Source organism: Pseudoalteromonas sp. MMG033, assembly GCF_057197785.1.
Genome location: NZ_JBXVAL010000002.1, coordinates 1,000,284 through 1,013,082 on the forward strand (window position 1 = coordinate 1,000,284; position 12,799 = coordinate 1,013,082).

General features: G+C 43.2%; 9 protein-coding genes. 5 read left to right on the forward strand and 4 right to left on the reverse strand.

Translation table 11 applies throughout. The annotated features are described in order from the left end of the window. Positions 1-157: 157 nt before the first annotated feature. From AC2CZC_RS25420 to AC2CZC_RS25435, 4 genes are all read left to right on the forward strand, one after another. A complete protein-coding gene (locus AC2CZC_RS25420) occupies positions 158-2,740 on the forward strand; it encodes a M1 family metallopeptidase (RefSeq protein WP_484585140.1) in 2,583 nt (860 codons plus the stop codon). 170 nt (positions 2,741-2,910) lie between these two features. Further along, positions 2,911-3,819, forward strand: a complete 909-nt coding sequence (locus AC2CZC_RS25425; RefSeq protein ID WP_484585141.1) for a formylglycine-generating enzyme family protein — start codon at positions 2,911-2,913, stop codon at positions 3,817-3,819. 112 nt (positions 3,820-3,931) lie between these two features. After that, on the forward strand, positions 3,932-4,837 hold the full coding sequence (locus tag AC2CZC_RS25430; protein WP_484585142.1) for a formylglycine-generating enzyme family protein: 906 nt from the start codon (positions 3,932-3,934) through the stop codon (positions 4,835-4,837). Positions 4,838-4,949: 112 nt separating this feature from the next. Then, positions 4,950-5,870: a formylglycine-generating enzyme family protein gene (locus AC2CZC_RS25435; protein WP_484585143.1), complete on the forward strand. Its 921-nt coding sequence runs from the start codon at positions 4,950-4,952 to the stop codon at positions 5,868-5,870. A 4-nt stretch (positions 5,871-5,874) separates the two neighbouring features. On the opposite strand, the gene AC2CZC_RS25440 is transcribed toward AC2CZC_RS25435, so the two are convergent. Together AC2CZC_RS25440 and AC2CZC_RS25445 are read right to left on the reverse strand one after the other, a co-directional pair. Beyond that, positions 5,875-8,682, reverse strand: a complete 2,808-nt coding sequence (locus tag AC2CZC_RS25440) for a hypothetical protein (protein WP_484585144.1) — start codon at positions 8,680-8,682, stop codon at positions 5,875-5,877. 218 nt (positions 8,683-8,900) lie between these two features. Then, entirely contained in the window at positions 8,901-9,536 is a 636-nt protein-coding gene (locus tag AC2CZC_RS25445; RefSeq protein ID WP_484585145.1) for an ABC transporter substrate-binding protein, read from the reverse strand. Between the two features lie 241 nt (positions 9,537-9,777). Between AC2CZC_RS25445 and AC2CZC_RS25450 the strand changes: the two genes are divergently transcribed. After that, a complete protein-coding gene (locus AC2CZC_RS25450) occupies positions 9,778-10,299 on the forward strand; it encodes an acyloxyacyl hydrolase (RefSeq protein ID WP_484585146.1) in 522 nt (173 codons plus the stop codon). Between the two features lie 34 nt (positions 10,300-10,333). Here AC2CZC_RS25450 and AC2CZC_RS25455 read toward each other — a convergent pair whose 3' ends face one another. Together AC2CZC_RS25455 and AC2CZC_RS25460 are read right to left on the reverse strand one after the other, a co-directional pair. Further along, complete coding sequence (locus tag AC2CZC_RS25455) at positions 10,334-11,341, reverse strand: zinc-binding dehydrogenase (protein WP_046356489.1); 1,008 nt, start codon at positions 11,339-11,341, stop codon at positions 10,334-10,336. 38 nt (positions 11,342-11,379) lie between these two features. Continuing rightward, a complete protein-coding gene (locus tag AC2CZC_RS25460) occupies positions 11,380-12,798 on the reverse strand; it encodes a TolC family protein (RefSeq protein WP_484585147.1) in 1,419 nt (472 codons plus the stop codon). Between the last annotated feature and the right edge of the window lies 1 nt (position 12,799).

Genomic DNA, 12,799 nt, shown 5'->3' on the forward strand with positions numbered 1-12,799 from the left:
CAACGCTAAGATACAAATAAATTACTGCAAAAACAAAACATTATAAAGGTTAAACACTTAATATGAGATTCTCCTTTAAACCTTAAAAGAATAATTAACTTTTAACTTGTTACAGCTTGTGTAAACAATTAGTAATAACAACAAAAAAGGACAATTAATGTTTAATCGCACTATTTTATCAACTGCCATTTTTCTTTCTCTTACTGCTTCAGCTAATATGAGCGAAGACTACCGATTAGCTAAGGTTGCAAAACCAATACAGCAACATGTTAGTTTAGATGTAGACCCTGCTAAAGAGCGTTTTTCAGGGCAAACCACCATTGACATTCAAGTTTTAAAAGACACGCAATTTATTGAATTGAATGGACTTGATTACGCCATTGAATTTGCCAAACTACTCGGCGATAAGCAATGCGATCTAAAAGATACAATGTTGAAGACAGGAAAAGTGAAACTTGCTTGTGACACGCATATCCCAAAAGGGAAATACACCTTAAAAATTGCATTCGATGCGCCTTATAATCGTCAAAGTGTTGGCCTTTATAAGTCGATTGATAGAGGTGTGCCATACCTATTTACACAATTCCAAATGAGTGACGCAAGGCGTGCCTTTCCCGTATTTGATGAGCCAGAATTTAAGATCCCTTTTCAACTCACCATTACCGCGCCATCTTCACAAAAAGTGTATGCCAATACGCCTGTCATTAAAACCGATTCAAACGATGGAAAAACAACGCACTACTTTGATAAAACGCCCCCTCTGTCATCTTATTTAGTCGCGCTGGCTGTCGGGCCTTTTGAACACGTCCCCGTTGAAAAAATGTCGGTGCCGGGCAATATTGTGACGCCACATGGAAAAATTGGTATTGCACACTCTGCGGTTAAAGAAACGCCCAAAATCCTTAACGCACTAGAGCAGTACTTTGACATTCCGTATGCATACAAAAAGCTAGATCAGGTCGCTTTACCTGAATTTCCTTATGGTGCGATGGAAAATGCAGGGTTGATCACCTATCGCGAAGAAATTCTCCTTGTTGATCCCATTATTCAGCCCCGCAGAGATTTCAATACACATTTATACGTTATTGCACATGAACTTGCACACCAATGGTACGGTAATCTAGTGACCTTGAAATGGTGGAATGATATGTGGTTGAACGAAGCATTCGCAACTTGGATAGGTGGCAAGGTGGTCACCAAGTTATACCCTGAGCTAGAGCGTGATTTGTTGCTGCCGCAGCATAATGCCATGGTACGAGATGCCATGATCACTACCAAGCCTATTCGTAAGCCCATTAACAGTTCAGACGATATTATGGATGGACTGGGCCTTGCCTACTCTAAAGGTAGTGCGGTACTTACTATGGTTGAAGAGTGGATAGGCCATGAAGTCTTTCAACAAGGCATGCGTAATTACATAAAAAAATATGCCTATAAAAATGCAGAAGCAAAAGATTTATGGTCTGAGCTTAAAGCGGTCTCTAAAAAGGATGTTCCGGGTGTTTTAGACTCTTTTGTCTCTCAATCATCGTTCCCTTTAATCGATTTTACTCAGTCAGGCAAAACGCTCACACTCACTCAGGCTCGATTTTTACCTAAAGGGCAAAAGGCTAAAGAACAACTTTGGAAAGTGCCTGTCTCTATCAAATATGGTGATAACAAAGGCAATGTAGCCACGAAAAGAGTCCTACTCACTGAGCAAACTCAATCAGTTACACTCGATTTTACACCGACTTGGGTGTACCCTAATGACAATGCCATTGGCTACTATTTGTGGTCCATGCCAGAAGCACAATATCAAGCAGTGTTGACACAGGCTGACAAAGCATTAAACACACGCGAAAAGCTTTCTTTAATCGAAACTGCCAAGCAACTTATGGATGCAGGTAAAATTAATGCCTACACCCTACTCGCTTCTCTTAACACATTCACCAATGATGCTCACCCGAAGGTTGCCGCCAATGCGTTAGAGGGGATTGTAAGTAATATGCGCACCTTTGAGACAGATAAAAACCAATCTCAGTGGCAGTCTTTAATTTCTCAAAAAGTGTCCGATGCTATCGAGCTGTATGGCTTTGAAAAACAAGCTGGCGAGTCTGACACTGTTTCTGAATTAAGAGCAATGGTGTTCAGACTGGCTGCTTTTGAAGTGCAAGATACTAACATCATCGCTGAAGCACAAAAGCAAACAGTTCAGTTCTTAAAAGATCCCAGTAAAGTAGACCCATACTTAGCGAAAACTTATCTTGAAATTGCGGCTTACTTTGGCGATCAGGCACTACTTAATCAATTTAAATCAACAATAGAACAAACAGCCACCCCAAGTGTTCGCGTTAAACTGTTATCGGCCCTCGGTTACTTTAATCAAAAAGATCTTCAGTCCCAAGTACAAAGCTACCTGTTAACGGATAAATTAACGGCATCAGATACGCCTGCCGTACTTAGAGGGTTAAGCTATCGCCCAGAGCGAAAAGCAAAAATGAACCAGTGGATTTTTGAAAACTTTGAGCAAGTCGCAAAGCGCGTCCCGCCTTATGTGGTTTCTTATTTACCTTACATTTCAATGCCAAAATGCCAAGAGCAAGGCTTTAAAGCTATTAAGTCATTCTATGAATCAAAAATTGAAGCATTTCCTGGGATGGGTAAAAGCTTACCAACCGCAGAGCTCAGGTTAAACACGTGTCTATCTTTACAAAAAAGAGAACTCGCCTCAGCTGAGCGGTTCTTAAAACAACTATAAACCTCATGTTGAGTAATAGGGCTTCCCTATTACTCAATTCTGCTGACACACTATGCTACTTTGTGAGGAAGCTACACTTAAATCCCATACTTTATAACGATTCACTTTCTCCTTTACCCTGTCCCTGATATGCTAGCGCATAAATTAATCATACTAAGGATAAGTAATTAATGATTAAAAAAATCTTCGACAAAACCGCTTTTAATTTACAACCCTATCGTACTAAACAACTCATATTCGTTCCTTTCGCGAGCATATTGCTGAGTGGCTGTGAGGATCTTGGCCAGCGCATCGATAAAATCACGGGGGAGCAAGACAAACAAGTTCAAGCCTTGATTGCGCGCACCAAAGCCCAGATGATTTTTGTTGAGGGTGGTAGCTTCATGATGGGAGATGACGGCGCACCTGATGGATTACCATGGACCCGATTTACTGATAACAAGCCTGCTCACAAGGTCACATTAACCAGTTACTCTATGGGTGCTTATGAAGTCAGTTATGGGGACTTTGATTTATACACTGCGGTACATAATCTCCCAAAAGCAGTATGGGACGAATGGGATAGAAAAGAAATCTGGCGAGGACCCGAATATCCAGCTGGCGTGAGCTGGTTCGGCGCAAAAAACTACTGCTTGTGGATTGCGAAACTCACTGACTTACCTTTTGATTTACCGACTGAAGCACAATGGGAATTTGCCGCTCGTAACCGAGGTGAAAACCTATTTTTTGCAACCAATAACGGACAATTAGAGCTCAGTGTTAATTTTGCACCTTCGGTTAGCGATGAAAGCCCTGCAATCAGCGGGACGTACCCACCTAACCCGCTAGGCTTCTATGATTTAAGTGGCAATCTGAGCGAATGGGTAAACGATTGGTGGGCAGAAGATTATTACCAACACTCTCCTGAACATAACCCCACAGGACCAAGCACTGGCAATCAAAAAATCTTGCGTGGTGGAATGTTTTTAGAATCCCCAAGAGGCAGTAATGTTTACAAGCGTCAGGAATCTGATGAACTTGATGTTGCTTACCGAGCTAGGGGGTTTCGGTGTGCCTTACATCAAACACAACCTCTTTAATTTAAAAACGATTAAATCTTTAAACCTCATACTTTATGATGATTCTCTTTCTCCTTTACCCTGTCCCTGATATGCTAGTGCATAAATTAATCATACTAAGGATAAGTAATTAATGATTAAAAAAGTCTTCGACAAAACCGCTTTTAATTTACAGCCCTATCGTAGTAAACAACTCATACTCGTTCCTATGGCCGGCATGTTGCTGGGTGGCTGTGAAGACCTTGGCCAGCGCATCGACAAAATCACGGGAGAGCAAGACAAACAAGTTCAAGCCTTGATTGCGCGCACCAAAGCCCAAATGATTTTTGTTGAGGGCGGCAGCTTCATGATGGGAGATGGCGGCGCACCCGATGGATTGCCATGGACCCGATTTACTGATAACAAACCCGCTCACAAGGTCACATTAACTAGCTACTCAATGGGCGCATACGAAGTCAGCTATAGGGACTTTGATTTATACACTGCGGTGAATGATTTACCTAAAACCATGTGGGATAAAAAGTGGAAACGTGAGGCTATTTGGCGCGCGCCAGAATATTCAGCTGGGGTAAACTGGTATGGCGCAAAGAACTACTGCCTGTGGTTAGCTAAGCTTACAAATTTACCCTTTGATTTACCCACTGAAGCACAGTGGGAATTTGCCGCACGTAATCGAGGCGAGAACTTGTTTTTTGCAACGGATAATGGAGAGATGAATGAAGGTCGAAATTACGAATTGAATACAGACTACGCTGAACCTTCTGGTACCTACCCTCCAAGCCCACTTGGCTTCTATGATTTGAGTGGCAATATGATTGAGTGGGTTAACGATTGGTGGGCTGAAGATTATTACCAACACTCTCCCGAACATAATCCCAAAGGGCCAAGCACTGGCAATCAAAAAATCATGCGAGGAGGAACATTTATGGAATCTCCTCGCGGGAGTAACGTCTATTCTCGACAAAAAGCTGCGGAGCTTAATTTAAGTTACAGAGATCTTGGTTTTAGGTGCGCCCTAAATCAATCGCAACCTCTTTAATTTAAAAACGATTAAACCTTTAAACCTCATACTTTATAACGATTCACTTTCTCCTTTACCCTGTCCCTGATATGCTAGCGCATAAATTAATCATACTAAGGATAAGTAATTAATGATTAAAAAAGTCTTGGACAAAACCGCTTTAAATTTTCAGCCCTATCGTACTAAACAACTCATGCTGATTCCTTTGGCGAGCATGTTATTGGGTGGCTGTGAGGATCTTGGCCAGCGCATCGACAAAATCACGGGAGACCAAGACAAACAAGTTCAAGCCTTGATTGCGCGCACCAAAGCCCAGATGATTTTTGTTGAAGGCGGCAGCTTCATGATGGGAGATGGCGGCGCACCCGATGGATTGCCATGGACCCGATTTACCGATAACAAGCCCGCTCACAAAGTCACATTAACCAGTTACTCTATGGGTGCTTATGAAGTCAGTTATGGGGACTTTGATTTATACACTGCGGTACATAATCTCCCAAAAACAGTCTGGGACGAATGGGACAAAAACGAAATTTGGCGAGGGCCCGAATATCCAGCTGGCGTGAGCTGGTACGGCGCAAAAAACTACTGCTTGTGGTTAGCTAAGCTTACAAATTTACCCTTTGATTTACCGACTGAAGCACAGTGGGAATTTGCCGCACGTAATCGAGGCAAGAACTTGTTTTTTGCAACGGATAATGGAGAGATGAATGAAGGCCGAAATTACGAATTGAATACAGACTACGCTGAACCTTCTGGTACCTACCCTCCAAGCCCACTTGGCTTCTATGACTTGAGTGGCAATATGAGCGAATGGGTGAATGATTGGTGGGCAGCAGATTATTACCAACACTCTCCTGAACATAACCCCAAAGGGCCAATCACTGGCAATCAAAAAATCTTGCGTGGTGGAATGTTTTTAGAATCCCCAAGAGGCAGTAATGTTTACAAGCGTCAAGAGTCCAATGAACTTGACTTTGCTTATCGAGCTAGGGGGTTTAGGTGCGCCTTACATCAATCACAACCTCTTGATAATATGGCGCACCTTTAAATTGCTATGCTGTTGCGCTGAATGGTTCTGACTTCACCATTGCTACCTCAACAGAGCCCTCTTTGGCACTGAGTGGCAGCTGGCGCTGCCACCTATCAAACTGGGTCTGTTGAGAGAAATCTAAAATACTATTTAGTTGGTCTAGCCCCTCTTGCTTGGAACAGTTTGCCCCCCCCTCACCCATATGCTGCAGTACCTCGTCTAGTTCATGCCTGCACAGTATATGCTTTAAAATAACTAAGATGGCATTTTCTCTCTGCTCATTAAACCCTGATAAACTGTATGAGTCAGTATCAAAAAAGCTTGCTAGGCTAGTGTTTGCCAAAGCATGTAAAAAAGCGCCCTTAGCTTCTGGTGCTGTAAATTTAAGTATCTCAGGCGTAGCCATTATCTGATTAGCCAACGATTTAACTTGCAAGTGCAATATAATTTGTTTTCGCCACTCAATATCAACCCTTTCACCAGAACTATACAGAAACTCGATAGCTTTTTTCCCTGTATATATGTTTAGCATAATTGCTTTATACAACACCTTGAATGCATCTTCCTGAATAAAAGACAAATAATCATAGTCTTTATTTTTCAGCTGATGATATACAAATTGGGCCAACGTTATTAGTTCGTCACCACCCACTTCGCAGATGACTTCACCTCCTACACCAACACCCCAGACAATGCTAGCTTTCATCTTCATCAAAAACTTGCCCGCATCATACTCAATATAAAAAGATCTACTCGCCCCAAAGCCAAGTGACCCCGTTATTTTTGAGCCAAATTTTGCTAAATCACAAAACCCCGGTCTTTGTTTCTTTTCAGGGTTATCCCATTGCAACGCGCCAGAGGCTTCCCCCCCAACTGACACTCCGGCAAAAATTTCAACGCCTAACTTAGCAGGGATAAATTCTTGGTCAGCTTTTTTGATGGCGCTGAGCTCTTCATCGCTCAGTGCGTTTAACATCATCTTCCCTTGTGTATAGCTATACCCCAAATTGAACGCTGCTTGCAGATTGGCACCTGCATAACCCGTTACTGCCAATGACATATTTAGCCTTAAACGCCCAAGGTTAACTTCGGTTTTCGCACTGCTATTTTTCAGCGGCATCATAAATTTTACTTCATAACCGTGCTTACTCGGTGCATAGCCCCGTAATTGTGCTTTCCCTTCAGCCACAGCAAAGTCTGCTTTATAATCCCCTTGCAAAGCAAACACCCCATCATTTTTACTAAATTTTAGTGCAATGCTGGCCCCGTGAGTAAAGCGCATCAACCTAGCATCTGCGCTGGCATCAAAGTAGTCGCTTTTTTCAAACCCTTTAATACTTAAATTTTTATTTAACTCTTTAGCCCAGTCACCCCATATCATGACGTTGTTTTCAATAAGCTTAAAGTCAAATTTAAAACTGGTTTTAAGCTTGGTTAAATCATTTTTAAGGGCTTGAGCGAGTTTCTTTTTATCAAGCTCTCCTTTGTCATTGCTAAAACGTCGGCCATCGCGAATATCCGTGTCAATTTTATATTTGCGTGTGTGGTTCGCCACTTTATCACTGAGCACATAGGTATATTTATTGCCCTTATAGCCAATAATTTCTGTAAGTTTATTTACCCCAGGCCCCATTACCAATGGCTTAAGAGCCTTGTTCAAGTCCTGTTTAGCGTCGATCATTTCACTGGTAAAACCGTCACCGACAGGCGCTTTTTTCTGCCCAGCGATACACTGCTTTAAGTTTTCAATTAAGGGGTTCAGCTCGGCTCTTTGCGCATCTAAAATATCCGCCAGTGACTGGGTGACGGCAACAAAACTATGATCCGCGGGGATATAAATAATATCTACAATTTGTTGCTGCTCATTTGACTCAACAACCGAAAATTGAATGCGATGACTTGCGCCATCCGCATTGGCGGTAAGCTGGTACTGGCCTTCAATAAGCGGCAAGGCAAGCGTGTAGTCATACCCCGTATCAGGCTGATACTCACCATCAATGCGTTCTAACTCTGCGTGCATTGTTCCGGATGTTGGCCCTTGCCAGCTAACTTCAACAGAATGACTGTTATAAAACTGACCTTTAACTAGCACATCATAACCAGTATGTACTTTTATGGTATCACCGGGTTTAGGTGGCTTTTTAGCGGTAATTTGTGGGTAGTTAAAGCCATATATTCGGCCAGTGTCGAGTGTCCCTGTGTACAGGTCCACCACACTTTCAACGGTTTCACCGGGTCGCATCACATGGTGCGCAAAACGCTTTTTAGTTTGCGCACTTTGCTTTAAAACCAAGGTTTGCGCGTCTTTTGGCTGACTGATGATCACCGAGGGGGCAATGGTATCTGCATTTTTCGGCTGATTTTCAATGTGCTCTTTTGGCAGTGCACCAGCGGCGACCGCCGCTGCATCTGATTTAAACATCGCGCTTGTCGGCTTGGCCGGGGCACCTGTTACCGCTTGGGTTGATACGCTCACGGGCGGTTTTTTAATAAACGCATACGTATCCGCTGATTGACTTTGTAACGCGGTACTAATTCGCTGTGTGCTGTTTTTGTTAACACAATACAACTGTTTGTCTGCGTGCAAATCAAATCCGGTATGCCAGTACCTTGCTGAACTTACCGGTACACGTATGTAGTTTGAATAGTGCGGCTTAAGCCCTGTTAAAATATCACTGGGTACACCCCGCATGGGTAATTCACAATAATGGTTTGGCGGCGCAGGTTCGGCGCACAGTACTGGGTTGTCTTGCGCTGGTAAAAAGGGGGATAAATATTGCTTGTCTTGTTCGAGTTGCCCCAAAAAGTGCTGCTGTTTTAACAACGTCATAAAAATGCTTCCTTGTAAATTTGCTGCCAAAAAACCTATATGGCTTGGCAGTGTAAAGCACAAAAAAACCTTTTCATAGAGAGGCAACTAGGGCAAAAACACCGACAATTTGCCCCTTTGCAATAATTGTTCAAACCTACGCTACCCTACTACTTAATTCGTAAGGCCTGCACACCTTGTTGCGCAAGTTTGTTAACCTTTAAGGTGCAACAATCTTTTTAAATATTATTTGCTTGCGCTTGTCTTAGCTCATGATTTAACTGCTCAAAACCAATTTCACTGATTTTTAATACTAAGCTTTGGCGCTTAACACTTAACTGCGAAACATGGCGAGAAATCACATCATATACGCGCCAATGACCTTGCGTGTCTTGTTTAAACTTAAAGATCAATTGCGAGTGTTCGCTATTGGGCTTATTGATATCAATGGCCGCCTCTGCAAACTTTCGGCCCTGATTAGTTTGTAAAGACTGCAACGACACATCAGCGCCTTTATAATCCACCAGCACTTGGGCATACATATTTACCAGTTGTGACTCAATCAGCCTTGTAAACTCAGCGGTTTGCTGTCTATCTAAACCGCGAACATGCTTACCTAGTAATTTTAAAGAAGAAAACTCCAAGTCTAAATGCGGTGCAAGCTGTGCGTTAACAACTTGCATGGCAAACGTATCTCGTTCGTTGACAGGCAACAGAGCCAGTTTCTCAGTGGCTTGTTTAAACTGTAAGCTCAAATCTTGTGCTAATACATCTAGCTGACTCGCAGGTTGATTATCACTTTGACTGTGTGCAGAAAAACTTAGGCCGAATATCAATACTGCCATTAAGGCAAATGCTGAAAACCAAGTGCGCATTGTGTTGCTCTCTTTTGTTGTTAAGGTGCGATTAAGGTAAGTGTACACCTCCTTTACAGTTAAAAAAGTCAACAAAATAGCATTTAATTGATGCCAATAATGCACAAATTAAAAATTAATAGAAAAACCAAACACTTATATTATTAATGCCAAACAAGCACCAATAAATTGCTTTTTAGTTTCTATTTAGACATAAAAATAACGCGCACAATAACGCAAATTCTCTATTGAACCACGCGTTATGAAACACTTATCAGGCTTACTTTTATCTTTGGTTATGTCGGGATCAGCCTTGGCTAGCTCACCTCATGGTTACGGAGTACATTATATTCATGGAGAAGGTGATGTAAGGGGCGTAAAGCTTGCCTATCAGTACCATACAAAATCATGGCTGCCCGACAATTGGCATCATGTTGATATGTATTTCGAGTCAAGCGTCAACTTTTGGCGTTTTGGTGACAGCGGCAAGTACGACCAAAACTTTGTCTTAGCCGTATCTCCGGTGATCCGATACCCGGTCATGACACTCTATAACAGACCTTTGTCTATCGAGTTTGGCATTGGCTTGGCACTACTTGAAGATACTGAGTTTGCAGGAAAAAACGTTAGCACTCATTACCAGTTTGAAGACCGGTTAGGGCTCGTTTACAACTTAGGGGAAGCCAATATCGCGATGCGATATATTCATTACTCTAATGCTGGCTTTAAAAGCCCAAACCCGGGATTGGACTTTTTATCTCTTTCTTACTCATCCAAATTTTAACATAAAAAAGCCACAACCTAGGTTGTGGCTTTTTTTATACATGTTCGATTTTAATCACTGGCCGCTTTTGACACGACGCGGTGAGCAAGCAAGATAAAGTATCCTTCACGGCCTGCGCGCTAAATTCAATGAGTTCTATGTCAGGTACTTTGATCTGACCTGATTTCACATCCGCTAGGAGCTTTTGCCCCATAAAGCATAAGTGCTGCTGTGCACAGAGATTATTTGCTAGCCAAGCACCACCAATTGACACAACACCAATGTTTGGCGACTTCTCAAACAATAGCTCTTGAGGAATTTCACTAAACCCGTTCAAACAGGCTATGCGGCCACAAAAACGTAAGTGCTCTAAATCTGTCACAAACGAGTCGCCGCCAGAGGTATTTAAAATGCAATCAAACCCCTCTGGGCCAATCTCGCGCTTAATTTGGTCACACACGTTTTCTGACTCACAGTCAAAAGCAAAGTCAGCCCCTAACTTGCGCAGTCGTTTATGATGCTCTTTTTGTGCAAAAGCAAAGACTTGCGCGCCCTTTTGCTTTGCGTATTGAATGGCAAAATGCGACACGGCCCCCTGTGCGCTATTGATGGCGAGAGAGTCACCCTCTTGTAACTTTAACTTTTCAATGGCGAGTAACGCAGCCATACCAGCATTCGGTAAGATCACCGCCACTTCTGGGCTAATATCGGCTGGCAATTCAGAAACTGCGTGATTGGGTACCACCGCAAACTCTTTTAACATGCCTTTTTGTGCCAAGTTCGCATTAAACAACACTCGGGTGCCCGCTTTTGGAAATACCCCTTTACCAGCTTGGATCACTGTACCAACGGCATCCAACCCCAATATATGCGGGTATTCCCACTGGCTAAACCCATCTCTTGCCATTTTTGCATCCAAGTGATTGAGCGCAACATATTCAATGGCCACAAGTAATTCATTACTGCCTGGCTCAGGCATGGCGTGTTCACTCATTACTAAGTCAAAGTCGAGCCCGTGCGAACGTAATTCAAGGGCTTTCATCTTCGTGTTTTCAATAGACATAGTATGTTGTATCTCCAAAAGTGGCGCTGTTGCAAGTATTAAATACTTGCAACCAAAGCCTTAGACCATTGTCCGTTTAGTTCACCATATACACTTACCGACGAGCTAAGTAGCATATTTCTCATGGCCATTTGCGATTGTTGGGCTATTAAAACATCTTGTCGCGCATCCAACAACTCAAGATAGCCCAATTGCCCTTCTTTATATCCTGCGGTTGCTTGCTGATAAGCACTTTCGGCTGCAATCACTTGTTCATGCGCATAATTTAGTTGCACTTTAGCTTGTGACAAGGCACGTAATGAATACTCTGCCTGTGCCAAAACATGGGTTAAGGTTTGACGGTAGTCATAGTAGCTCGCCTCGCTCAGCGCCGTTTGTCTATCTAACTGTGCCAATAATTGTGGATAGCTAAACAAAGACCAGCTCAACGTAGGGGCTACCTGCCAGCTAGATTGGGTATCATTAAAATTAACCCCAGTTGGGTTGAGCACCCCAGCAAATGCCGAAAAACTAATATCTGGATATAGCGCTCGTTCTGCACTTTGCGACAGGTAGCTTTGCTGTTTAAGCTTGGCAATTGCACTTTGTACATCACCTCGTTGCAGCAATGCATCTGATGCCGAGTTTACGTTAACGGCAATCGCTAACGCTTCATAGCGGCTCTGCTCTAATGCATGCAAACCTAGTTTATCAGTCGACTTGTTGGTCAACACTGCCAATGTCTGCTCGACTTGAGCCAGTTCTGTGGCAATGTGCGGTAAGCGTTGCTTGTGCTCAAAATATTGCGACTTGGTGCGGTTAAGCTCCAACTTTGTTGCCACGCCTTCTTTAACACGGATCTCAATAATGGCTATCGATTCTTCAAGTGCTTTAAGTTGCGCTTGAGTCAAGGCCTGAGTTTGCTTCAGCGCCTGCCATTGCAGGTAACTCTGTATGGTCGTTGTGACTAGCTCTCCAGCCAGAGCTTGATACTGGCCTTGCTGCGCCTCTGCCGCGGATGCTGCTGCATCCGCCAACTTGGCAATACGACCCGATAAATCCACATCCCATGTTAATGCTCCGCCACTATTAAGTGATTCATTAATTGGGCCTTGCAGACCATTAGCAAGTACTGTAGTACCTCGCTGGCCGGTAAGATTAATATTACCTTGTGGTAAACGAGCCCGCTGAGCTTCACTTAACCCCGCCATTGCAGCGCGCAAACGCGCTGCAGAAGCTTTGAGGTTTTGGTTGGCAGACATCACATCCACCACCAGCTGATCTAAGTGCGTGTCCTCAAGTTGCTGCCACCAATTGGCTTCAGCCGAGCGCGCTACTGTGTTGAGTACCGCTGTGCCGTCAACTTGCGAGTTAAATGCCTGCTGACTTGCAACCACATCTTGCTCGTAGGAAGTGCTTGTACATCCTACCATTGCAGCAACAGCCAGACTTAAAATAGACAGTTTAATAATGCGCATG